The organism is Rhizobium sp. HT1-10 (assembly GCF_049472505.1).
Classification (GTDB): Bacteria; Pseudomonadota; Alphaproteobacteria; order Rhizobiales; family Rhizobiaceae; genus Rhizobium.
In genome coordinates, this window is record NZ_JBCEBQ010000012.1 from 68779 (window position 1) to 91390 (window position 22612).

The 22612-nt window shown below is 56.7% G+C and carries 23 protein-coding genes and 2 pseudogenes; 13 read left to right on the top strand and 12 right to left on the bottom strand.

Going from position 1 to position 22612, the window contains the following annotated elements; translation table 11 throughout:
• Positions 1-41 precede the first annotated feature (41 nt).
• Complete coding sequence (locus tag VH564_RS22880) at positions 42-953, top strand: AraC family transcriptional regulator N-terminal domain-containing protein (RefSeq protein ID WP_423342154.1); 912 nt, start codon at positions 42-44, stop codon at positions 951-953.
• Between the two features lie 49 nt (positions 954-1002).
• Here the strand turns inward: VH564_RS22880 and VH564_RS22885 are convergent, their stop codons facing one another.
• From VH564_RS22885 to VH564_RS22905, 5 genes are all read right to left on the bottom strand, one after another.
• Positions 1003-1692 (bottom strand): aspartate/glutamate racemase family protein, encoded by a 690-nt coding sequence (locus tag VH564_RS22885; RefSeq protein ID WP_423342155.1) that lies wholly within the window; start codon positions 1690-1692, stop codon positions 1003-1005.
• A gap of 67 nt (positions 1693-1759) precedes the next feature.
• The gene (locus VH564_RS22890) at positions 1760-2743 is read right to left on the bottom strand and encodes an aldo/keto reductase (RefSeq protein ID WP_423342156.1); all 984 of its coding nucleotides are present in this window, start codon (positions 2741-2743) and stop codon (positions 1760-1762) included.
• A 66-nt stretch (positions 2744-2809) separates the two neighbouring features.
• A complete protein-coding gene (locus VH564_RS22895) occupies positions 2810-3565 on the bottom strand; it encodes an SDR family oxidoreductase (RefSeq protein WP_423342157.1) in 756 nt (251 codons plus the stop codon).
• 121 nt (positions 3566-3686) lie between these two features.
• Positions 3687-5105, bottom strand: a complete 1419-nt coding sequence (locus tag VH564_RS22900; protein WP_423342158.1) for an MFS transporter — start codon at positions 5103-5105, stop codon at positions 3687-3689.
• A gap of 84 nt (positions 5106-5189) precedes the next feature.
• Positions 5190-5723, bottom strand: coding sequence for a TetR/AcrR family transcriptional regulator (locus VH564_RS22905; RefSeq protein WP_421407483.1), 534 nt, complete (start codon positions 5721-5723; stop codon positions 5190-5192).
• Positions 5724-5929: 206 nt separating this feature from the next.
• Between VH564_RS22905 and VH564_RS22910 the strand changes: the two genes are divergently transcribed.
• The 5 genes from VH564_RS22910 (at position 5930) to VH564_RS22930 (ending at position 10785) form a co-directional block, all read left to right on the top strand.
• Positions 5930-6319: a RidA family protein gene (locus VH564_RS22910; RefSeq protein WP_421407481.1), complete on the top strand. Its 390-nt coding sequence runs from the start codon at positions 5930-5932 to the stop codon at positions 6317-6319.
• A 448-nt stretch (positions 6320-6767) separates the two neighbouring features.
• On the top strand, positions 6768-7724 hold the full coding sequence (locus VH564_RS22915) for a helix-turn-helix domain-containing protein (protein WP_421407478.1): 957 nt from the start codon (positions 6768-6770) through the stop codon (positions 7722-7724).
• Between the two features lie 177 nt (positions 7725-7901).
• Entirely contained in the window at positions 7902-8540 is a 639-nt protein-coding gene (locus tag VH564_RS22920) for a cysteine hydrolase family protein (protein WP_423342159.1), read from the top strand.
• A 21-nt stretch (positions 8541-8561) separates the two neighbouring features.
• Positions 8562-10019 (top strand): amidase, encoded by a 1458-nt coding sequence (locus VH564_RS22925; RefSeq protein ID WP_423342160.1) that lies wholly within the window; start codon positions 8562-8564, stop codon positions 10017-10019.
• A gap of 289 nt (positions 10020-10308) precedes the next feature.
• Positions 10309-10785, top strand: coding sequence for a VOC family protein (locus tag VH564_RS22930; RefSeq protein ID WP_423342161.1), 477 nt, complete (start codon positions 10309-10311; stop codon positions 10783-10785).
• Positions 10786-11139: 354 nt separating this feature from the next.
• Here the strand turns inward: VH564_RS22930 and VH564_RS22935 are convergent, their stop codons facing one another.
• A complete protein-coding gene (locus VH564_RS22935; RefSeq protein ID WP_423342162.1) occupies positions 11140-12132 on the bottom strand; it encodes an SDR family oxidoreductase in 993 nt (330 codons plus the stop codon).
• Between the two features lie 154 nt (positions 12133-12286).
• Here VH564_RS22935 and VH564_RS22940 point away from each other — a divergent pair, with 154 nt between their 5' ends.
• Positions 12287-12589, top strand: a complete 303-nt coding sequence (locus tag VH564_RS22940; RefSeq protein ID WP_423342163.1) for a winged helix-turn-helix transcriptional regulator — start codon at positions 12287-12289, stop codon at positions 12587-12589.
• An 18-nt stretch (positions 12590-12607) separates the two neighbouring features.
• Here VH564_RS22940 and VH564_RS22945 read toward each other — a convergent pair whose 3' ends face one another.
• Positions 12608-13513, bottom strand: a complete 906-nt coding sequence (locus VH564_RS22945) for a LysR substrate-binding domain-containing protein (protein ID WP_423342164.1) — start codon at positions 13511-13513, stop codon at positions 12608-12610.
• A gap of 113 nt (positions 13514-13626) precedes the next feature.
• On the opposite strand from VH564_RS22945, the gene VH564_RS22950 reads away from it, so the two are divergent.
• From VH564_RS22950 to VH564_RS22960, 3 genes and pseudogenes are all read left to right on the top strand, one after another.
• Positions 13627-14379, top strand: a complete 753-nt coding sequence (locus VH564_RS22950) for an SDR family NAD(P)-dependent oxidoreductase (RefSeq protein ID WP_423342165.1) — start codon at positions 13627-13629, stop codon at positions 14377-14379.
• Positions 14380-14450: 71 nt separating this feature from the next.
• Complete coding sequence (locus tag VH564_RS22955; RefSeq protein ID WP_423342166.1) at positions 14451-14867, top strand: nuclear transport factor 2 family protein; 417 nt, start codon at positions 14451-14453, stop codon at positions 14865-14867.
• Positions 14868-14977: 110 nt separating this feature from the next.
• A pseudogene (locus VH564_RS22960) lies at positions 14978-15273 on the top strand (chloride channel protein); the annotation flags it as partial.
• 146 nt (positions 15274-15419) lie between these two features.
• Here VH564_RS22960 and VH564_RS22965 read toward each other — a convergent pair.
• The 5 genes and pseudogenes from VH564_RS22965 to VH564_RS22985 all read right to left on the bottom strand — a co-directional run bounded on the left by VH564_RS22965 (position 15420) and on the right by VH564_RS22985 (position 18838).
• Positions 15420-15788, bottom strand: a complete 369-nt coding sequence (locus VH564_RS22965) for a response regulator (RefSeq protein ID WP_423342167.1) — start codon at positions 15786-15788, stop codon at positions 15420-15422.
• A 67-nt stretch (positions 15789-15855) separates the two neighbouring features.
• Complete coding sequence (locus VH564_RS22970) at positions 15856-16476, bottom strand: sensor histidine kinase (RefSeq protein ID WP_423342168.1); 621 nt, start codon at positions 16474-16476, stop codon at positions 15856-15858.
• Positions 16425-17648, bottom strand: coding sequence for a PAS domain-containing protein (locus VH564_RS22975; protein WP_423342169.1), 1224 nt, complete (start codon positions 17646-17648; stop codon positions 16425-16427). Before VH564_RS22975 ends, VH564_RS22970 begins: the two co-directional genes overlap by 52 nt.
• 317 nt (positions 17649-17965) lie before the next feature.
• Positions 17966-18166 (bottom strand): annotated as a pseudogene (locus tag VH564_RS22980) (transposase); the annotation flags it as partial.
• A 225-nt stretch (positions 18167-18391) separates the two neighbouring features.
• Positions 18392-18838 carry a helix-turn-helix domain-containing protein gene (locus tag VH564_RS22985; protein ID WP_423342170.1) on the bottom strand — a complete coding sequence of 149 codons (447 nt, stop codon included), beginning with the start codon at positions 18836-18838 and terminating at the stop codon, positions 18392-18394.
• A 291-nt stretch (positions 18839-19129) separates the two neighbouring features.
• Between VH564_RS22985 and VH564_RS22990 the strand changes: the two genes are divergently transcribed.
• The 3 genes from VH564_RS22990 (at position 19130) to VH564_RS23000 (ending at position 22489) form a co-directional block, all read left to right on the top strand.
• The gene (locus VH564_RS22990; RefSeq protein WP_423342171.1) at positions 19130-19330 is read left to right on the top strand and encodes a hypothetical protein; all 201 of its coding nucleotides are present in this window, start codon (positions 19130-19132) and stop codon (positions 19328-19330) included.
• Between the two features lie 847 nt (positions 19331-20177).
• A complete protein-coding gene (locus tag VH564_RS22995; RefSeq protein WP_423342180.1) occupies positions 20178-22199 on the top strand; it encodes a methyl-accepting chemotaxis protein in 2022 nt (673 codons plus the stop codon).
• A 101-nt stretch (positions 22200-22300) separates the two neighbouring features.
• Positions 22301-22489, top strand: coding sequence for an ArsR family transcriptional regulator (locus VH564_RS23000; protein ID WP_423342172.1), 189 nt, complete (start codon positions 22301-22303; stop codon positions 22487-22489).
• The last annotated feature ends 123 nt before the right edge of the window (positions 22490-22612 follow it).

Sequence of the window (22612 nt, forward strand, 5' to 3'; positions counted from 1 at the left end):
TGAACTCGATTGCGAATTCTCTAATTGGCTTGACTAATCCTATGAATACTGAAGAACGGGCCGTCGCACATGATCGGCTTGTCGTCCTAGCCGGGCAAGCGGCTCCTCTCCTCGGCTACAATCAGACCGGGATCAGTTGTGTCCGTATCCTGCGCACCGAAGCGGTACTCGATGACGTTCCGGTTCTCTATAAGCCGGGGGCAGTTTTCGTATTACAGGGAAGCAAATGCGGAATCCTGGAAGGCGACGTCTACCTCTATGACGAGGACCATTATCTCGCGGTCTCAGTACCCGTTCCATTCCGGATGACTTCAAAAGCAAGTCCACAGCGGCCATTGCTTGCCGTCTATCTGGAGTTCGACATGCAGATGGCGGCCGAGATTGCTCTGCAGATGGAGCAAATCGCAGGTCCTTCAGACGCCAAACCGAGAGGGCTCCTCTCGAGCAGAATGGGTCACGATATCGAAGACATCCTGCTTCGCCTGCTGACTGTACTCGGCAACCCGGTAGAAATCGCCGTGCTCGGGAGCTCCATCCTGCGTGAACTGCATTATCGGATCATGTCAGGGCCGCAGGGTGACACGGTGATCGCGGCCCTCCAGCGCAAAGGAACATCAGGAAAACTGGTCGAGAGCGTGACGTGGCTGCGGGAGAATTACGCTGCCGAAATTGCCGTCGCGGATCTGGCAAAAGAGGTGGGCATGAGCGTTCCGTCCTATCACGTCCATTTCAAGAACCTGACCGGCTCAAGTCCGATGCAATATTTAAAGGCGATGCGGCTCCATGAGGCGCGACTTATGATCGCCCGCCAGAGCGGGACCATTGCAGACGTAGCTGCGTCGGTCGGCTATGTGAGCCCTGCCCAATTCAGCCGCGATTTCAGAAGGCATTTTGGACGCACCGCGTCGGAAGAGGCGAAGTGGGTCCACCATTATCTTGGCCAGCAGGGCTGACCGATGCTCTGGCATACTCCCTCAAATTAATCGCCAGAGCCGCAGCGTGTCACTGCAATGCAGCTCGAAGGGCTGCTTGACAGTGAACCAGGGTCGTATCGAAGACGGGGACGCCGACATTGTCCTGATTCAACAGCATCCCTACCTCGGTACAACCAAGGATCAGACAATCACTGCCTTGATCAATTAGTCGCTGCGCAATCCGTTCATACGTCAATCGACTTTCCTCACGAACCACATCGCGACACAACTCGTCATAGATGATGCGGTGGGTTTCCGCTCGATCATCGGCGTCAGGAATTATTGGTGACAGTCCTCGGGCGGTCAGGCGCTCGGTGTAGAAATTCTGTTCCATCGTGAAAGCGGTTGCCATTAGCCCCGGCCTACGGAAACCGCTGTCCAGGATCGCTGTCGCAGTTGCATCTGCGATGTGAACGAACGGGATAGACACCCCGCCCAGGATCTTGTCCGCCACCTTGTGCATGGTATTCGTCGCCATGATGAGCAAGTCGGCACCTCCGCGCTCCAGAGCAATGGCTTTTTCGTTAAGGATGTTTGCCGCTGCGGCCCAATCAGACGATGCCTGTAATTTCCCGATCTCATCGAAGTCGACAGACCTGATCAGAAGCTCAGGAGAATGAAGTCCTCCAAGGCTCTCGCGTGTCAGCCTGCAGAGTTCCCGATAATAAATCTGGGTCGAGGCTGCGGACATTCCGCCAAGTATACCGATTGTCTTCAAATGCTTTCTCCATATTCACATGTTTCCATTCTCTTGCGGCCAGGCCAGTCGAACCAACACCCTGTCATCAGGAAAACCCGACGACAGCGTGTGGAATGTAGTTGATCTCAAGAGCTTGTATTTCAGCGTCGGTAAGCCTGACTGAAAGCGCGGCGACAGCGTCGTCCAAGTGCTGCAACTTGGTTGCGCCGATGATGGGTGCGGTGATCTCGGATTTAGACAGAACCCATGCCAGCGCAATCTGTGCTCTGGGCACTTCCCTCTCCTGCGCAATCTTGGCAACCGCCTCCGCCACGCGTCTGTCGGCGTCCTCGGTGGTTCGGGTGTAAAGGCCCTTTCCGATCTCGTCGGTTTCGGAGCGATCGCTTTGCGCGCTCCAATCGCGGGTTAGCCGGCCACGTGCGAGCGGGCTCCACGGGATGACGCCAATACCCTCGGCTTTGCAAAGCGGGAGCATCTCTCTCTCCTCTTCACGATACAACAGGTTCAGGTGGTTTTGCATGGAGACGAACCGAGACCATCCGTTCGCCTGCGAGACAGCGAGCATTTTCGAGAACTGCCACGCATACATCGACGACGCACCGATGTAGCGGGCTTTGCCCGCCTTGACGACGTCATGCAGCGCTTCCAGAGTCTCCTCGATAGGTGTCTGATGGTCGAACCGATGGATTTGATAGAGATCGACATAGTCAGTCCCCAAACGTTTTAGGCTGGCATCGATCTCGGAAAGAATGGCTTTTCGCGACAGACCTGCCCCATTTGGTCCGGGCTTCATCCGACCATTGACCTTTGTGGCGATGACCACATCGTCTCTCGTCGAGTACTCTCTTACAGCGCGGCCGAGGATTTCTTCGCTCGTTCCATCCGAGTAGACGTTGGCGGTATCGAAGAAGTTGAAGCCCAATTCGATCGCTTTGCGGATAAAGGGGCGGCTTTGTTCTTCCGTTAGCGTCCAGGGGTGGCTTCCACGATCGGGCTCGCCATAGCTCATGCACCCAAGGCAGAGCCGGGAAAGCTCAAGGCCCGTATTTCCAAGGCGTGTATATTCCATGTCTATCTCCAATTTTCGCAAAGAGAACCCGCCTAGCCGATCGGCAGTTCCCGCCTTGCTTAATGTTCAAGCGCTTATGCCGCCATCGACGAGGATGCCCGAGCCGGTGATGTAGCCAGCGCCCGGGCCTGCAAGGAATGCAACGGCCTCTGCGACCTCTCGGGTCCGACCGTATCGGGCAATAGACAGACTCGGCAAGATCGCAGGTGCCAGAGCGCCATCGGCAGGGTTCATATCGGTGTCGATCGGGCCAGGCCGGACCAGATTGACGGTAATTTCCCGCGGACCCAGTTCGCGCGCTAGACCACGTGTAAAACTTTCCAGAGCGGACTTGGTCGCTGCATAGACCGCAATTCCTGCGAAAGGCACAGCCAGGCCTGCATTGCTGCCAGTACTGATGATGCGGCCTCCGTCCGGGATGTGCTTCAGCGCTGCCTGAGTGATCAGAAAGACGCCGCGCACATTAACGTTCAACTGAAGATCGATCTCGTCAAGTGGCTGTGTGGAGAAATCACCTGCAAACAGGACGCCGGCATTGTTGACCAGGATGTCGAGGCCGCCGAGGTCAGCGACAGTTCGCTCAACCGCGGCTTTAGCAGCGTCTGGGCTCGCGGCATCAGCTTGAATGGCAATGGCTTTGCGGCCCATCACTCGGATCTCCGCAGCGATAGCTTCGGCTTTCTCGGCCGACGTTTCATAGGTGATCGCAACGTCGGCACCATCTTCGGCCAGTTTTAACGCGATGGCTGCACCGATACCGCGTGCCGCACCGGTCACGAGAGCTCGCCTTCCCGCAAGCGGAGGAGTGGGAATGTTGTTCATGGAATTTTACCTCAAAATATTGCATGTTGATCGGCCGAGAAATGGATTGTCCGAGGGTGGCCGACTGGGATTGGGAATGGTCAAACCTTCAAAGGAAGAGCGGATGGCTCAACGTTCGCACTCATCGGTGGACTTCTTTGTCCGATGGCAGGCCAGCGGAAAGCCAACCTGCAATGAGGAGACAAAGACCAATCGCGACGGCTGCGATGCTGTAGGCATGGCCGATGGATCTCTCATCGGATGCTGGACCCAGGATTGAGAAAAACAATCCGCCGATAAGCGCTGTCGCCAAAGCGCCGCCTATCTGAAGCATCGAATTGACCAGGCCTGAAGCCAAACCTGACCGCGCCGGGTCAACCCGCTGAACGACAGTCTTCACCAGGTTTGGGAGCGCAATTCCCTGACCGGCGCCGACAAAGAACAGGGCAACGAATAGGAACTCTGGTGCCCCGAAAGAGATCAGGGCCGCGGTCCCGAACAATCCAGCCGCTTCTAGGGTCATGCCTGCGGCGGCAGAATACCTACCGAAGACGCGCAGGATGCTCCCGCTCGCGATTGGTCCTAAAACGAACCCGAGGGCCGCGGGAAGGATTGCAACTCCTGCCTCGAAAGGCGTACGGCCAAGGCCGCCCTGCTGATAGACCGAAAATGTCAGCCAGAAAGCCGCAAAGGCATAGAAGAACAGGGCTGAGAGCAGCCCGCGCTTCAGTCCAGGAACCTGGAGCAGTCGAGGTTCGACAATCGGATCTCCCCCCGCGGCCCCTACCTTTATTTCGTAGCGCCAAAATAACAGGAGAAGTGGCAGGGAAGCCGATAGCATCAAGATCGACCAGATCGGCCACCCTTGTTCACGGCCCTCAATGAGCGGCGAGATCAGGGCAAACAACGCAACTGCGATCAGGGTCGCTCCACCCATATCCAGCTTCCTCGCATGCTCCGATCGGGTCTCGCGCAACATGACCAGCGCGGCTGGCGCGGCTATTGCGATCACGGGAAGGTTGATAAGGAAAATGGCTCTCCAACCGAGGCCAAAGACATCCAGTGCAATCAGCGCCCCACCGAGAAACAGGCCAGCCATTGATGCCAACCCAAATGTCAGGGCATAAAAGCTGAGTGCCTTCGACTTTTCGTGATCGGGAAAAATCGCATTGATCGACGCCAAGGCTTGCGGTGCCATGATTGCTGCCGCAACCCCCTGGAGGATACGACCGGTGATCAGGACCGAAGGGGACCAGGCGAAGCCGCACAACGAAGAGGCGGCGGCAAATCCGACCATTCCAGCCAGAAAGACGTTTCGTCGACCATAAAGGTCGCCAAGCCTGCCACCGGTGATCAGCATGACTGCGTAAGTGGTGGCATAGCCTGAAATAATCAGCTGCATCGTCGAGGCGGAGGCCTGAAAGTCCTGCCGGATCGAGGGCAGCGCCACGTTGACGATGAAGAAATCCAGCGGTGGTAGAAAAGCCCCGGTCAACAAGATGGCCAGCGCAGTCCACCTGCGCGGATCGAGACCGTCCTTGGCATCATGGGATTGTATCAACTTTTTCTCCATATCGAGAAGCGAAACCGCTGAAGCGGGGTTGCAAAATGCGTGAATTCGGAACTAAATGGTTCCTAATTGAAGTCAGTCGAGTGGCTTTAGCGCGAAGTCAACCATCGCCCTGGTGTCGTCGCGATCCGCTCCTGTTTTCCCTAGAACTCTCATTCCTTGGATCTGACACACGAGGAACCTCGCCAGAGTTCGCTCGTCCAGCCCAGGATCAATCTCACCGAGGGCTTGGGCCCTTATGATGGCGGCCGCATAAAGATCCTGCAGTCGCCGGAACAGTCGTGCAATTCGAGCGGAAACCTCTTCGTCCTCGGGAAGCATTTCGACGGCCGACAATACGACAAAGCAACCGCGCAGGCCCTCTTTACCTGACGAATCCTCAACCTGCCGCGAAAAGGCTTCTCGAATTGCGGCTTTTGGCGACGGGTTGGCATGCAGGATTTCGCCAAGCTTACGAGTGGCATCTTCGATGTAGATATCCAGCGCGCGGAGATAGACGCCCCGCTTGTCCACGAACGCCTTGTAAAAACTACCTTTCGATAGTTCCATGCCTTCGAGCAGATCGGGCAAAGACGCATCGTGATATCCACGGTCCCAGAACACGCCCATTGCCTTTCGAACTGCGTCGTCAAGCTCGAACTCACGAGGGCGTCCAACGGACCGGGATGTCTGACTGCGTTTAACCATGGAAATAATATGGAACCATTCGGTTTCTATTGCAAGTCATATTTTCTGGGATTAGATAATCGCTCGTGATTTCGTGGCGGAGCCCTTCTCAACATGGACCGTCTATTCAACAAGCGAGGTTCAGACCAATGGATCGAGAAATCATTATTCCAGAGGAAATGCGCGAAATCGTCGCCCGTGCAGGATACGCCCCGGCGGTAAAGGTTGGCGATACGATCTACGTCGTCGGGCAAGTCGGCCGCACGAGGGACTTGCAGGTGATTAAGGACCCGCGAGAACAATTCAGGGCCATGTGGGAAAACCTCCGCATCGTCCTTGAGGCCGCAGACTGCACCTTCGACGACGTCGTGGAGATGACGAGCTATCATGTGGAGATGTCGAAGCACATGGATATTTTCCGGATGGCAAAGAACGAAGTCTTTCCAAAAGGAACCTACGCATGGACGCGCATCGGCGTATCCGAACTGGCACATCCTGGCTTGCTTGCGGAGGTAAAGTGCGTCGCGGTGAAGCGATAGCGGTTAGATTAACACCGATCGACGAGAGATACCGCGATGGGACGAGGTCCCAAAAATCTTGAGAGAAATCAAAATTCGTCCGCCAATCAACTAATTGGTGCCGTCACTAATCCTCCGTTTCAAAGCTTGAAAGCTATCCGATTGGCAGCAATCCAGCATCTCTGTAGCTCTGAATCATCGCATCAAAGAGCAAAATGTCAGCCCGACTGCGAGCAAGGAGGTGCGCTCCCGCAAATGCTGCGAAGACCGCCCGCGCCTTAGCATCGCTTATATTCTGATCAGCCATGCGATTTTGCTTGTCGGTCATCGTTGCAAGCTCGTTTGGCAGGTTATTAACTCGGCATCTGGCTTGACTAAAGCGACTGTCTTGTCCCGACCAGGGAAGACCGTGTAGCCTATTGCATCTGAAATCATCGGCAAAAGAGCGCCCGCATCTGAGGTGTGTCACATGGCAGAAATCATCGCCGTAAGACCAGAAGACAGTTTCGAATACTGGCACCATGTCACGTGCCGACAGTTTTCACGGACAGAATGCACAACGGCGGCTGATGATGACTTTCGGGCCCGGGTTTCGATCCGGAACTTCGGAGAGCTCTTCCTCGACGACATCTGGTCCGTCTCGAAGAGCATGGAGCCGGTTCAGGTCGAACGACGCCGTAGGGATATCCGGGGCGACCAACAGGACTGCTTCATGTTCTGGCTGATGCTCGGCGGATCGGCTGAATTACATCAGAATGGTCACTCCACGATGCTTCGCACGGGCGAAATGGTCCTGCAGGATCAGGCCCGGCCGTTCACCTTGCGCTTCGGCCAGAAATCCCATGCGATCATGGTCACTATTCCACGCCCCCTGCTTGAGGCCCGTTTGCACGGGGTCGAACGCATGGCTGCGCATAAGATTTCCCGTAGTGCACGCATGGCTCCGATGGCCAGTGCTATGGTGCTGCAGATGTTTGATCTGGCGGCGAAGCCCGTATCTACAAATGATCGGCGTATCGGCGCCTCTGCACTCGACATTTTGACGGCAACCCTGGACACCGAGATCGGCCAGGCATCGCTATCAACCCGATCCGAGAGGCGCCTCGACGAAGTCAAAGACTACATGCTGGCAAACTTGGGTAACTGCGAACTGGACGTCGACGCGATTGCGCGCGACAAGTCCATAACGCCCCGAACGCTCTACCGGCTGTTCTCCCGTTACGCGACAACCCCGATCCAATGGCTCTGGGATCAGCGGCTCGATGCCGCATACAAACTGCTCTCCGACGGAAGTGCGGCACGTGTCACCGATGTTGCTCTGCTTTGCGGGTTCAAGGACCTATCGCATTTCAGCAAGGCCTTTCGCGCTCGGTTCGGCAAATCTCCGTCATTTATGCGCGACGCGCGTGGTGAACGGGATATGTAAACGCCATCGACCTGCCGCCAAATTGGCAGGCAAGGACAAATCGTCTCCTTAAATTGTCACCTGCGGCAAAGCGGACCGGTCGTCTTGGGCCTAGTCTGACTTGGATCGCGTTCTGTCAGGCCCCAAGGGCAATGGCCGCAGATCGCCACACGCCACATGACGACCAAGGAGACCATCATGGCAATGCAGATCGACCAATTCGACCCCGAAACGACGGCCGTTATCGTCATCGACATGCAGAACGATTTCGTCGCAATCGGCGCCCCCATGGAAACCCCGATGGGTCGTGAGTTCCTGCCAGCGCTCGCCAAGCTCCTGGGTCATGCGCGCAAGACTGGAATGACGGTGATCTACACGACCCATGCACACCGGGCGAACGGTTGTGACATGGGCCCCTTTGCCGAGATCTATCCGCCGATCGCAGATCGCGTCGGCTTGATAGACAATACACCCGGGATCGAGATTTACCCCGATGTTGCGCCACAGGGCGAAGAAGTCGTTATCAAAAAACACCGCTATAGTGCCTTCTTTGGAACCGACCTCGACATCATCCTGCGTACCAAGGGAATCAAGACCGTCGTCGTGACAGGTGTGACCACCGAGAACTGCTGCCACGCCACTGCCCATGATGCCATGTTCAACGGCTACAAGGTGGGCTTCATTTCGGATGCAACGGGCACCTACGACTATCCCGATGTCGGCTTTGGCCCGATCCCCGCAAAGGAGGTGCATCGCGTCACGCTCGGCGTGCTCGCCGTCTCAACTGCGCATGTCATGAGCACTGACGAAATGATCGCAAAATCGACCAAAGCCTGAGTTGGGAAGAGAAGAATGCAGATGAACAATGAAACCCTGAGCGCTGCGCAGACCGCGCGGCTTGTTAAATCCGGCGAAATGTCCGCGCTTGAGGTGACCGATGCGGCCATTGAACGGATCGAGCAAAAGAACCCGCATTTGAACGCGGTGATATTCAAGGACTATGACGGCGCGCGGCAGAAGGCCCGGGAGCTGGATGCCCGGATCGCCCGGAAGGAGACCATCGGAGCGATGGCTGGGGTGCCGACGCTGATGAAAGACCTGTTTGACTTCAAGCCCGGTTGGCCGTCCACGATGGGAGGCGTGCCAGCTCTCAAGAATTTTGTCCCGAATTTCTGGAGCACCTACCCTAAACGGATCGAGGCAGCAGATGCCATCCTGATTGGCAAGACCAATGCCCCGGTGCTGGGGTTCAACGCTACAACCGACAACTGGCTCTTTGGCGCAACGCGCAATCCCTTCGACCTTGCGCGTAATCCCGGTGGCTCATCAGGCGGCAGCGCAGCCGCCGTAGCCGCAGGACTTGTTCCTGTGGCCGGTGGCTCTGACGCTGGCGGCTCCATTCGGATTCCCGCGTCTTGGTCCGGTGTAGCGGGCTTTCAGGGATCCCAGGGTCGCGTCCCCATGGTGATCCGGCCTGATGCCTTCTCCGGAACGTCGCCCTTTATTTACGAGGGGCCGATCGCCCGCACCGTGGAAGATCTTGCCTTGGCGATGTCCGTCCTTTCAGGACATGAGCCCAGCGATCCGTTCAGTAACCCGCAGGAGATCGACTTCCTGTCCGCCGCTCAAGCGACCTCCCTCGAAGGGATGCGCATCGGCTACACGCCCGATTTCGGCACCTATCCGGTGGAAAGCGGCGTCACCACGGTGACGGATTCAGCGGTGCAAGCCTTTGCGGATGCCGGAGCCGAACTTGTAGCACTCGACATCAAGCTGCCTTTCAGCCACCAGGCATTGACCGACATGTGGTGCCGGCTTATCTGCGCCGGTTCCTTCGGGATCATCCAGGGTCTGAAGACTGGCGGCATAGACCTCTTGAAGGATCATAGTGAGCAGGTTCCCGAGGCACTGAAGTACTGGATGGACATGGCCAGCAAGCAGTCTCTCATGGAAATGCAGGCTGATCAGGTCATGCGGACCGCCGTCTATGATACCTTTGCCCAAGCCTTTGCATCCGTCGACCTGATCGTCTCACCGACCACGACTGCACTACCGGTTCTGAATCGTGAGGCTGGAATGACAACCGGCCCTTCTTCGATCAACGGTGTCGAGATCAATCCGCTGATTGGATGGTGCCCGACCTACCTTACCAACCTGATCGGCCATCCGGCCGCGTCCGTTCCGGCGGGGTTGTCCGGCGGCCTTCCAGTAGGCCTGCATATCATGGGCCGGAGATACGCCGATTTGGATGTCACGCGCGCGGCGGCCTGCTTCGAGCGGGTGCGCCCGTGGGCCGAGCATTACATGTCGCTTTGACGACCATCAGATTTCCTGGAGCCTTCTGATCTCATTCGCCCGGGCTTTTAAGCCCGGGCGTTGCCCTGTCTTTTACGCAGACGAACACGACAAGACGCGCAAAATACGCATTGCCGTCCTAGATCACGGAAGGACGTGAGATAGTCCAGAGCAGCGGTTTACGCTCTTGAAAGGCATCGAACTCGAGATCAGCGCCACAAAAGGACTGAAGGGATTGCAAGTGCTATGACTTGTTATGCGAACGGCGTACTGTAGCGCGACGTAACTGCTCGATATGTGAGGAATAAAAATGGCCGAAAATGCTGGTGTGATAGCTGTGGACCACACGGGATTCTCGGTCGCCTCGTTGGAGGAGGCGATCCAGTTCTGGACTGAGGCGATGGGTTTCGACCTTGTTCGCCAAGGAGAGATGGGTGGAGAGTTCCTACGGGAGGCCACGGGGGTTGACGATCCGCGCTGCCGAATGGCGCTGGTGACTGCTCCAAATGGCTACCCTATCGAGCTTCTCGAGTATTCGACAGGCCTTAGGTTGGGCCAGACACCTCGTAGCGCGGGTGCGATCGGCGCTGCTCATATCGCCTTCACTGTTACAGATATCCGCACCGCAATCGCGCGGGTTGAGAGGGCGGGGTGGGCAGTGAAGGGCTCGCCGCAGCCGATACCAGCCGGACCCAGATGCGGAACAATGGTCGCATATATCTCTGGCCCGGATGGTATCACCATAGAGCTGATGCAGCCGCCCGTTCAACAATCTCTCGTCGTGTGACGCCTCTTCGGTACGGAAAAGCTGAACCTTGTGTAGGTTTTACGTTCCGTTGCCACTACCCCCTACGCCCACTGGGTCTTTTTCCCGGAAAGATCCATCCTGGCGAAGGATACCATCAATAGGGTCGTTGCGTTTAAAGCGACTATTACGGTTCGTCGGCATCTGGCTGGCGAACTTGTTTTTTCTCAGTGTTTCCTCATCCGCGATCAGAGTAACGATCTCGGAAGAAGGCATTATACACGCCTTGAAAGTAGTCGAACCGTCGGCTGCGCCGTTGGGTACGCGATATTCTCATCACACATCGACCAAGCGCCGTTCCCGATTCCTTTGTGAAAATTCGCGCGGCCCTCGAAATTACTCAAGGACTTCGAGCAATTTCAATTGGATAAGACTTTCAACACTGGCGACGATTGCTTCTTCACTTGTGCGTGGCTTCCACCCGAGCCTCTGCCTCGCCTTGTCACTGCTGGAGCGTCTATGGCTCGCGCTAGGTGAGGAAGAGGCGCCACGACTAGGAACTCTGGCGGCAAATTCTGGAAAGCGCTCGCGCAATATGGTGGCAACCGCCAACAGAGATACTGGCTCGCCGCTCACGGCAATAAAGCGCTTGCCCGCCGCGTACGGATCAATCATGGCCCGCAGRTGCAGGTCGGCSACGTCGCGCACATCGACCACACCRAACCAYATRTCCGGCAACTCAGGTGGRAASGCYCCGTCCAGCAGTCCYTTGAYGATCTGAATTGAYGTCGAAAGCTGAGGGCCGAGCACGGGTCCGAATATTCCGGTTGGGTTGACGACACTCAGYTCGGGYGTTCCACTGTCCYTSACGAARTCCCATGCAGCRCGCTCCGCGATGGCYTTCGACAGGATGTATGGCTGGTTTGGYSCATCGAYCGGCGTCCAGTCTTCCTCRGTAAAGACATGGCTYGKTGCTTCCGGGCCGTACCCAACRGCGGCAAAGGAKGATGTGAGRACAACGCGCCTSRCGCCGGCACGACTGGCYGCGCGAAGAACACGCAACGTTCCGTCACGCGCCGGCACRATCAGGTCRTTCGGATCGTCYGGCTGGGCTGAYGGAAACGGMGATGCMGTGTGCAGAACATAGTCGCAGCYCGCGACAGCGKCRCTCCARCCTTCGTCATTCYCCAGATCMGCTTCAWAAAATGCGACCTCKTGCTTCGGATCGACACCGGYTGCCGCGAGCATGGCGCGGACTTCKCCTGCTTTGTCGAGACTGCGCAGCGTCGTGCGAACCTCATGCCCCGCRGCGAGCGCCGYYACGATGCAATGGCTGCCAAGGAAMCCTGAACCACCCGTWATAAGAATCTTGCYCATATGAWTTTCCATACCTTCACTTGTCCTTGCGACCAGTCATTGCGAAGCATATGAAAATTGGCAAGTAGGATGAATTTCCAGAGGTAGTATGAAAAACCAGACCATAGAGCCGCGGATATATGGCGAAGATTGCGATGGCTGCACGGGACCTGAGCCGATCGACGTSATGCGCTTYCAGCGRGCGATCCGGGCGATCACCGGTAAGTGGAAGATCGAGATCGTCTGTAGCCTRGTTGCTGGSCCGATGCGTTTCGGCGAACTGCGYCGWGCGCTKCCGGGTATCACTCAGCATATGCTGACCGAGCARCTTCGCGACCTCGAKCGCAACGGCATTGTCATTCGCACCGCKTACGCSGAGATACCKCCACGGGTSGAATATGCGCTTTCGCAGGCCGGTATCGACCTCATGCCGACCTTTGCGACCTTGCGGGACTGGGCCTTGCGWTAYGARRASCAGTTGGCGGGYTAGCWACGCAGATRCACCGCGTCACGTGCGTTTACTGAGGGCRTCRCGCGGAAAGCCGGCAGCGAGATGGTCGATGAGCGCCCGGACGGCAGGTGACAGGCCGCGTCTCGTCGTAAACAYCAGATGCACGATACCCTGTARCCCACCCCAAGCTGGCAACACGCGCACAAGCTTTCCAGCCTCCAGCGCMTCGCGRCAGACATGATCSGGCARSAGCGCWAYACCYAGGCCATTGATTGCAGCATCGCGCACGGTTGCCATGTCCTCGCATCCCATGCGCGGCTGGACCCGAACGAYATGCTTGCGCCCAYCCTCCGCTTCCAGGTGCCATTCGARATCGTCCGACGCATGGTCAGTTGAYARTGCCGGGAAGKTGTTCAGATGCTCGATGCTGGCCACCTGACTGGCAAGTTGAGGACTGGCAACCAGAATGCGGATCGAGGCTCCCARCGACCGCATGGTCAGGGCTGCATCCGAGGTRAGRCTGGYGCGGACGCGAAGYGCGAGATCAATGCGTTCYTCGATCAGRTCCACSGMCCKGTCGGTTGCCAYCAGYTGGAGYCGSACTTTCGGAAAGCGTAACAGGAARGATGACATCARTKYCGAAATGGGCGCRACCATCCCKGTTGGGCAACTGAARCGGATGCGGCCATGCGGTTCMGCTTGCGCCTGCGCGACCAGCGCTTCCGCCTGTTCGGCTTCCGCAAGTATTGCTCTGCATCGCTCGTAAAATGCCTGGCCAGTGTCAGTCACCCGGAAACGGCGGCTCGACCGCTCGATCAATCGCAAGCCCAGCCGCTCCTCGAGGCCGGCGATCCTTCGGCTGAGTTTGGACTTCGGCTCACGCAGCGCCCGACCTGCGGCGGCAAAGCCGCCATGAGCGACGACCTCGGCGAAATAGACGTAATCGTTCAGATCAATCCGCATTCAGCGTTCCTCCTGTGGAACGGTACGTGTCAAACTCGCTGACTACAAGCCTCATCGTTCATCTTACATATTCGAAAGCAACGGCGCTTCGCCGGTTTTGAAGGAGAAAGACAATGACGAACAGGTTCAACAACAAGGTCGTGGTGGTTACGGGTGGATCCAGCGGTATCGGTCTCGCAGCGGCGAAAGCCTTTGCAGCCGAGGGTGCTTCGGTGTTTATCACCGGCCGCCGACAGGAAGCATTGGATTCAGCCGTGAAGCAGATCGGCGGCCGGGTCACTGCGGTGCGGGGCGACATGGCTGATCTCGCCGATATCGACCGGCTTTACGACGCCGTCCAGCAAAAGCATGCGCAGATCGACGTGCTGTTCGCCAATGCCGGCGGCGGCGAAATGGTCGCGCTCGGTGCGATCACCGAGGAAAATTATCAGCGTACGTTCGACACCAACGTCAAAGGCGTCCTGTTCACGGTGCAGAAGGCGCTGCCGCTGTTGAAGGACGCTGCCTCTGTGATCCTGACGAGTTCTACCACCAGCATTTCCGGCACGCCGGCTTTTAGCGTCTATTCGGCGACCAAGGCCGCGGTGCGCAACTTCGCCCGCAATTGGATTCTCGACCTGAAGGATCGCCACATCCGCGTCAACGCGATCAGCCCTGGCGTTACCGATACAGCCGGTTTGGACGAACTGTTTGGTGGGGGCAATCAGGCCCAGGGCACCAGAGACTATCTGGCGAGTCTGATCCCCGCAGGCCGCGTCGGTCGCCCCGAAGAGATCGCCCATGTCGTGCTGTTCCTGGCTTCCGATGAGGCGAGCTTCATCAACGGCATCGAACTCTTCGTCGATGGAGGTCAGGCCCAGATCTGAAGTCCCATGTGTCGCCAGAAACCTCGGCACAATACCGTGCCGAGGTCGGCGGCCTCTCACGGAAAGATGTCATGATACAGTCTAACGAATCCGCAGAGCGTATCCGCGAGTTGCTTGACCGGAACCTCCAGGAGGTCTTCGGCGAAGGCGACAACGACCGGCGGCGTGCCGCGATCGGCGAACTCTGGGCAGAGGACGGCGTCCTATACGTTCCTCCCGGTGCAATCATCGGCCACGATGCGATTGACAAGTTCGCTGGCGACCTAAGAGCCACGCATCCGCACTATGTCTATGCGCCGCACGGCAATCCGCAGGTGCTCCACAACGCCGGACGGTTGGCTTGGGGTTCGGGGCCGCGCGGTGAGCCGCCGGAATATACGGGCTGGGACGTGATCACCGTCCGCGATGGCAAGATCACGGCACTTTACGTCTTCCTCGACGAGACCTCGGATGAGTTTCGCCGGGCCAGCGGTAAAACCGCGAGTTGAGTTTCTCTTCTGAGCCGGCAGGCATACCGGGCAACGACTGCTGAGCGAGCGCGATCCTGTATGGGGGACTGATGGGGTTCAGGTTGCATAGCGTCACCCGCTATCGGCGCGGCTTTGGCAGCACCTTTGGCTCGCTACTGGAACAAGTATAGCGCTTGCGGCTATTCTCGGCATGGCCGGATACTTCGCCGGGGTCGTCCGGGCCCCGATGACAGCCTTCGTTACCATTCTGGAAATGACCGGCGATCACCAGGCCGTCATCCCGATCATGGACGTCTCGATGCTTGGATATGTCACGTCACGCGTCCTGTCGCGAGAACCGCTCTATCATGGCCTGTCACGCAATTTCATCGCTGCAGCTGTGGATGCCAGGCGCTCAAATAGCATTCGACAGCGAATCAGGTGAGCGACCCGTAGGCGCATCATCCGGGCGACAGTAAATAGCGCCACTCCCGGACGGCTTTGATGAATTGCAAGCTTGTCTGCTAATCCTTTTCACGCAGGCCTCTCTGAGTGATCAAGTGGCACCGTGCAAGATCTGCACCATTGAAATTACTGAGTCATCATCTCTTTGATCGACCGAACCACGACATCTGGATTGTATGGCTTCGACATGAAGCGCGCCCGCGCCGGGAGGCTGTCAACACCGACTGCACGATGACCGGACGTTACGATGATCGCAATGGGCGGCCATCTGTCCCGAACCGAGGCTGCAAGCTTGAGGCCATCTACCCCGCCGGGCATGTCGATGTCCGTAAACATCACTTCTATGCGCGGATTGGCTATTAGTAACTCGATTGCAACAACTGAATTCTCGGCTTCGAACACTTCGAAACCCGAATCTTCGAGTTCATCGACAATGCCCATTCGAACGAGGGCCTCGTCTTCGACAACCAAGACGGCGGTTCGTTGAGCAATCATGACTTAAATTTTCTGGTTGGCCGGATCCCGCTGAATGGAGGACAAAGCGAGACATTTTCGCGTCGAGCTAGCCAAGTTTGGCTGTTAGTGTGCATACAACGCCTCCAGACGGGTAAATGATCCGTACGTCGCCTGAGAAATCTGCAGCAAGCACGCGGGAGATAAGACGTGACCCGAAACCCTTGGTCTTCGGCTCGGACACGGCCGGTCCTCCGCTCTCCTGCCAGACGAAATTGAGATCCTGTCGTCCGTCTGATGCCTTCGCCAGATGCCAGGATATTCTGACGCGGCCGGCGTCGTTTGAAAGTGCGCCATATTTGGTGGCGTTAGTGGCAAGCTCATGCAAAGTGAGTGCCATCGATAAGCTCTGCTTCGGCGTCATCTCGAAGTGCGAGCCATCGATATCGAAACGTCCGTCAGATCCGCCATGGGGCGCGAGTGCCGCTCGTAGCGTGTCATGGATTCCAGCGCTTTGAAACGTCGTAGCCATCAACATATTCTGGGCCTGCGCCAGAACGTGCAGACGCGCATTAAATGTCTCTCGCCGCTCAGCAATATCTTCTCCGCGCAATGTTTGCGTGGCGATTGCACTGACCATCGCCAGGAGGTTCTTGATCCGGTGCTGCAGTTCGCCGCTTACCAGCTGCTGGTGCGCCTCGTCATCCTTGCGGTCGGTGACATCCCGCACTGTGCCCACGAATTTCGTTGCGCCGTCGGCTGTAACAGTTTTCGCTCTGGCATGAATCCAGCGGCACTGCCACTTGGATCAAGAGCCTGCAGCGCTGACTCGGCAAGAGCCAGCCGATCATCGGGATGAACGCGGGATGTGAAATTGTCGAAAGTCGCCTCTTCATCAGCCAAACGATGGAGCAACGTCCTTGCCCGTTCGTCCTCCTTGATATCAATGAAATGGCCATCGACCACAGTGCATTCCCAAACGCCCATTCCTGCCGCGTCAAGCGCAAGCTCGAGCTGAAGATCCTTTCGGCGAAGCGCGAGTTCGACATTTTTCAAGTCTGTGACGTCGCTCCCCTCCACAAATATCCCTGTGACAACACCATCCGCGCTGAAGATAGGCTGATAGACAAAGTTGAGGAATGCCTCTTCATGAGGGGCGTCTGGGGAACGCTGGATCGCAAAGCTGACACTGCGACCAATGAACGGCTCTCCCGTCACATAAACCTCGTCCAACAGTTCAAAGAAGCCTTGCCCTTCGACATCCGGGAAAGCTTGGCGAACCGGTACGCCAATCAGGTCACGATGCCCAACAAGCTGAAGATAGGCCTTGTTGGTAATCTTGAAAACGTGCTCCGGCCCTTCCAGCACACACATGAAGCTCGGCGCATCGAGCAGCATCCGCCTCAACGTGTCGGCTTCCGCTTTGGCTGCTTGCTGTTCGGCAGCAAGCAGTTCTGCAACCTTTGCCCGTGCGGAATGACCCTCGCTGATATCACGAGAAATCGAGAGGAGCTGGGTGGGCCTGCCTCCACTATCGACAAGCGGCAGCACTCGGACATCCCAGTATCGATCGTTACCCCGCGCGGTCTTGGCAGAGCCTGTGAAGCGGGCCGGACGCCCTGAGGCAGCGATTGAGACGGCATTGCGGGCGGCTAAGTTGCGCTCGTCCGCCCAGAAATCAGGCCACGGGCAGCCCTTCAAAGAAGCGAAGTCATCGACCTCCATCACGCGCTTGCCGCCTTCGGACATAAAAAGAATATGTCCTTCAAGGTCGAGGATCTTGATGCAATCATCTGAGGCGGAAAGCACTGCTTCCAACAGCGCCACCGGGTTCACACGCTCGGTTGCGAGGGCGTCGGCCAGTGTTTCAACAGGCCTGTCATTGTTGTTGAAACTGGACATAGACGAGCACGGCCTTCGAGGAGAAACTCACGCGATCTCGGTAGCAGATGCAGTTGCACAAAGACAGGCCGCTGGGTTGGTTGGACTGCTTACATGGCTCAACTGAGAATCAGGCTAGCCATTTGCAGCTCAACCTGCTGATCGACACATCAAATCTTCAACGCATTGACAACAACCTTGTACGCTGGCGAGTTCTGCCGTCTGCTGAGATAGAATAGGTAAGCATGGACGGCTGCCGGCATCGAACGCCTTGAACCGTATCGAACCGGCGACCCCTTTATTCGCGGGACTATGTGACAAACTCCCGGAACACCTGTTTGGAGGGCCGACCGCTTCACGCGGCGGAAATCGGCGATGGTGCGGAAGTCAGGCTTCAGATGCCGCAGAAGCCAGATGACCTCGATATTGCGGTGGGTCTCCGCCTCCAGTCGCCGACTGGACCGCACCCGGTTGATGTAGCCGTACACGTAGAGCTTCAAAAGATCGGCCGGATCATAGCCAGGACGGCCGGTCTCCTTCGCGGCCACCCTTGCTCCTCAGTTGGAGGCGGCTCGCTGGGCCTCCTCGGCTCGCAATCTGAAGAGATGGCACCCACGTCCGCCGACGAATGCTCATGCCGGTCTGGCAAGTATTGCACAGGCCCGAGGGGTTGACACTTTTGCACCACCGATAGCGGCGGCAAGAGCTACTTGCGAAAATGACGACGCCAGTTGGACCGGTAGAGTACAAGCTAGCGGCCACACTCAGTCGTCGACGTCGTCCTCGTCGTCGGGTGCTGAATCAGACTTGGCAAGCGTCTGCAGCAGCGACAGCACAGCGGTCCGCTGCTTCCGCGGTATGGCGTCGAGCAATTGGCCTCCCTTCATCGAAGCCTGAGACTGCCGAGCGCGAGAGGGAAGTGGGGCGGCGTCGGCGCTCGAGCCGAGGCTGACATCTTCGGTGCCCTCGAATAGGTCGCCAATATCGCAACCAAGCGCTCGGCACACCATCACCATTCGGCTCGCGCTGATCCTGTTCGCTCCCTTCTCATATTTCTGTACCTGCTGAAATGTTATGCCGAGACGTTCGGCCAATGCTTCCTGCGATACGCGACTGCCAAGGCGGAGCGATCGAATGTTGGAGTCAACTTGGAGGTCGATGGCGTGAGGGCTATTGTTCATAAAAATCTCTGCTTTGCGTTGGGAGAACATAGTTGCCTACTACGCTCGCACGGCATCATTACGATGCCGTCGCGTGTTGATAGTGTCCATTTTGCCTAATGAAAGGAAATAGAACCGGCTCGTCCTAAAAGCTTGGTCTGCTGAGACGCTACCGCTCTATGGGATCCAACGGCATGCGAAGGTCAAGGATGCTAACGCTGGGTACTGGCGGGCTGCCACAGCGCGAGCAACTGAGAAAGTCGCATACATAAAGTAACATTAATCTGAATTGACGAGATTTCACGGACTGGCGAGGATTAACTGTAACGTTGGGAGAGCGGAATGCCGTGGACCGTCCAAGCTTACATGGATACCGGAGCGTCGGACCAGTTCGAGACCTTCGAAGAGGCAATAGAAAAGGCCGCGGCACTCAGAGACGAAGGGATTATGATCCACTTCCATGCTCCGGCAGAGGCCACCGACGAACAGCTTCAGGCTTTTGTCGATCTTTTCGGTCCTGAAGCTCCCTCAGTCAAGCGTTGAATGTTTTATGCTCGGGGGCGGGGCCGGCAGAATAGAGGGATTCAGATTGGATGGCGTTGATTTGTCTGTAAGTTGCAGATCCCTGTCAAAAGGCTTTGTATGGCCCGTACATTCGTTCGAGAAAGTCCATGCTCGACTGTACGTTGCATTCAAGCCTGTCGGTCGCACATTTCGCAGAATAGTTTTCGCTGTAAATTATGCAGCCGAAAGCAATGAAAAGAAAAACACACACAGCAGCCACCATCCACTTTTGCTCGTTGGTTAGTTTTGCCATTTGTTTCTCCATCTGACGAGATTTTGTGGCGGAAGCTCGCGGAGACGCCAGTGCTATATTTTGATAGTGCCTGGGGTCCATTCTTCCCTTGAGTTTGCCTGCTTCAACCGATTCTAATTGATACGGCTAGTCAACCTCGTGCCCCACCTTTGTGGCCTGCGGCTTCCCTCAATCGGATCTGACCGGATAAAAAAGCTCAGGAAACTCCTTGAACAACTTGCTGCATCTCTCTTCGGTCCGGAAAACTTTGTATGCCTCCCTGCGGACCTTCGTGACCACTGGGTCATTGGGGTCGGCGTTGTCTAGAATTTCCCTCCCCATGGCGGTGAGTTCGTGATGGAGATCGCAGTCGCCACCCATCGCATCGATTGGACCGAGCTTATACATCTCGTCTGCGGTCAGTAACCTCAAAGGCTGTGTTTGCCCGAGCTGCGGTCACCAAAGGTCGCAACCAGGCCGGATACGACCACGGCAACACTCAGTATTTACCAAATTGTCAGCTTCTAACGGTAGTGTTTTTACAAGCGTACCCGCGCCGATATGCAACAGGCCATCAACTGGATTGTAACCATCATGTCCTTCCTTCAAAATGCGAAGATCCGAACCAAAATATTGTCAGTTCTGATTCCAATCTGCGTTATCGCCGCCGGCAGCATGTTGATGATGTCACGCAATTTCCAAAAAGCCGACGACAACTATTCAGACCTCATTTCGCAAGACGAAGTGGCGACGCTTGCCATGTCTCGAGCAAGCCAAAGTGTCGCAGCCCTCAACTACAATGCTTATCAGATCCTCGCATATAGCTTGAAGGATCCTGAGATGGCGGGTCTAAATGATAACTACACTCAGAATAAAAAGTCCTTGTTTGAATTCTTCGCCGCAGCAAAAGAGCATGCACAGGAGGATGCACTGACCGTGGATCCTCTAGTCGATGCAGCAAAAGAAATTGTTGTTATTACCGACGAGGCTGTGAAGGCCGGTCTGGCCGACGACAACGATCGAGCAAAGTTGCTGCTGAGGCAGGCAGACCTGAAGGTCAAGGATGAGATTTTGAATGTTCGTAGCTGGATCGATCTCAAAAACAAGAGTGTCGAAGACCAAAGCGATGCGCTATCTGCCGTGACAGTAGACACTATCTTCTACACGTTGGTGACGCTCGGCCTCGTTTTTGCGGCCGCGCTTGCTGCAGGGCTAGTTATTTCATCACGCGGCATTACCACACCAATTGTCAAACTAAAGAGCCGCATGGAAGGCCTGGCTCTTGGCGAGACGGAAGAGCCTATTGCTGGGCTGGAGCGACGTGATGAAGTCGGGCAGATGGCTGCAGCTGTTGCCGTTTTTCGTGACAACGCTATCGAGCGCATCCGCCTTGAAAAAGAGGCGCTATCCAACCGAACCCTGTCGGAACAGGAGCGCGCAGAGCGAGAAGCGCAGAAAGCGCATGATGCCGAAGCTACTCGCCTGGCGGTCGACAGTTTGGGAACGGGATTGAGCGAGCTTTCCAGCGGAAACATGTCTTATCGCATCGAGACTGCTTTCGTTTCGCATCTAGACGGGCTGCGGGAGAACTTCAACGGCTCGATGGACAAGCTTCAGCACACGCTACGAGCCGTTGCCGAAAATGCTCAGGCAATCGATGCCGGGGCCAATGAGATCCGCGCGGCGGCCGATGATCTGTCTAAGCGTACCGAGCAGCAGGCAGCTTCCGTGGAGCAGACTGCCGCCGCATTGGAAGAAATCACGACAACGGTGAAAGACTCTACAAAACGCGCTGAAGATGCGGGGCAGCTGGTCGGACGGGCGAAATTGGGGGCCTTGAAGTCGGGCGAGGTCATGCGCGACGCGGTTGCCGCCATGCAAGGCATCGAAAAGTCCTCTAGTGAGATTTCCAACATCATCGGCGTTATCGACGAAATCGCCTTCCAAACCAACCTTCTGGCGCTCAATGCGGGTGTGGAAGCCGCGCGAGCTGGTGAGGCAGGTAAAGGCTTTGCGGTAGTTGCGCAGGAAGTGCGCGAGTTGGCACAGCGCTCCGCCCAAGCCGCCAAAGAAATTAAGGCGCTGATCTCAACATCTGGATCTCAGGTCAAGAATGGTGTCGAGCTCGTGGGGCGGACCGGACAATCGCTTGAGCAGATTGTTAAAGAGGTCGAGGAAATAGACCAGAACGTCCGTGCTATTGTAGAAGCGGCACGCGAACAGTCGACCGGACTTGCTGAAATCAACACCGCCGTCAATACGATCGACCAAGGCACTCAGCAGAATGCGGCGATGGTTGAGCAGTCGACGGCCGCCAGCTACAGCCTCACCAAGGAGGTGGCTGCGCTGAACGGTCTGCTCGGCCAGTTCAACCTGAGAACCAGCTCAAGTGGGTTCGCATCAAATGCATCGCCAACTGCTATGGGCACTATCCGGCCAGCTCCTCGCCTTGCATCAGCTAACTCTCCGGGTCGCGCAGATCAGGTAAGGCCCGGCCATATGGGAGCGGCGCCAGGTGCATCCCCGGCCCGATCCCTGCGCTCGAAGCTCGCCGGCGCCTTTTCTGGCGGCTCTCAGGCAGTAGCGGCAGCCAAGGAGGGCTGGGAGGAGTTCTAGTATCCGCTCAAAAGATAGGCGGAGGGGTGTTGCTGATGGGATCGCCTAGCCACCACGGAGATGGCTAGGCCACTCATAGAACTATCACGGAAAAGGTGGGAATGAGATCTGGAGATAGAAATTTTTCCGAGCGTGCCGCTTTGCTGGATCATTTAAAAAATGAAAACCGGCTGCGCGTCTTGGAAGAGTTGCGCAAGGGTGAAGTAAAGGTCACCGAGTTAGTGCGAACGCTCAAGATGTCCCAATCCATGAGAGCGGCGGTGCAAAAGTCGGCCACGGTAGCGGCGTGATAATCACGTCGTAGGGGCGGAGTAAAATCCGGCCACCTATCTTCCTTCTGCATTGAACGCAGGAGGGACAAGGGGATCTACACCGTGGAATTGTATCTCAAAGTTCGCCTGGCTGTTTCGGAA

Bases quoted from the DNA above. Each gene is read 5' to 3' on its own strand.
- VH564_RS22910 (WP_421407481.1), top strand. From the start codon at position 5,930: ATGGATCGAGAAATCATTATTCCAGAGGAAATGCGCGAAATCGTCGCC.
- VH564_RS22915 (WP_421407478.1), top strand. From the start codon at position 6,768: ATGGCAGAAATCATCGCCGTAAGACCAGAAGACAGTTTCGAATACTGG.
- VH564_RS22950 (WP_423342165.1), top strand. From the start codon at position 13,627: ATGACGAACAGGTTCAACAACAAGGTCGTGGTGGTTACGGGTGGATCC.
- VH564_RS22880 (WP_423342154.1), top strand. From the start codon at position 42: ATGAATACTGAAGAACGGGCCGTCGCACATGATCGGCTTGTCGTCCTA.
- VH564_RS22895 (WP_423342157.1), bottom strand. From the start codon at position 3,565: ATGAACAACATTCCCACTCCTCCGCTTGCGGGAAGGCGAGCTCTCGTG.
- VH564_RS22965 (WP_423342167.1), bottom strand. From the start codon at position 15,788: ATGATTGCTCAACGAACCGCCGTCTTGGTTGTCGAAGACGAGGCCCTC.
- VH564_RS22925 (WP_423342160.1), top strand. From the start codon at position 8,562: ATGAACAATGAAACCCTGAGCGCTGCGCAGACCGCGCGGCTTGTTAAA.
- VH564_RS22890 (WP_423342156.1), bottom strand. From the start codon at position 2,743: ATGGAATATACACGCCTTGGAAATACGGGCCTTGAGCTTTCCCGGCTC.
- VH564_RS22975 (WP_423342169.1), bottom strand. From the start codon at position 17,648: ATGTCCAGTTTCAACAACAATGACAGGCCTGTTGAAACACTGGCCGAC.
- VH564_RS22955 (WP_423342166.1), top strand. From the start codon at position 14,451: ATGATACAGTCTAACGAATCCGCAGAGCGTATCCGCGAGTTGCTTGAC.
- VH564_RS23000 (WP_423342172.1), top strand. From the start codon at position 22,301: ATGAGATCTGGAGATAGAAATTTTTCCGAGCGTGCCGCTTTGCTGGAT.
- VH564_RS22995 (WP_423342180.1), top strand. From the start codon at position 20,178: ATGTCCTTCCTTCAAAATGCGAAGATCCGAACCAAAATATTGTCAGTT.
- VH564_RS22920 (WP_423342159.1), top strand. From the start codon at position 7,902: ATGGCAATGCAGATCGACCAATTCGACCCCGAAACGACGGCCGTTATC.
- VH564_RS22905 (WP_421407483.1), bottom strand. From the start codon at position 5,723: ATGGGCGTGTTCTGGGACCGTGGATATCACGATGCGTCTTTGCCCGAT.
- VH564_RS22985 (WP_423342170.1), bottom strand. From the start codon at position 18,838: ATGTTCTCCCAACGCAAAGCAGAGATTTTTATGAACAATAGCCCTCAC.
- VH564_RS22990 (WP_423342171.1), top strand. From the start codon at position 19,130: ATGCCGTGGACCGTCCAAGCTTACATGGATACCGGAGCGTCGGACCAG.
- VH564_RS22930 (WP_423342161.1), top strand. From the start codon at position 10,309: ATGGCCGAAAATGCTGGTGTGATAGCTGTGGACCACACGGGATTCTCG.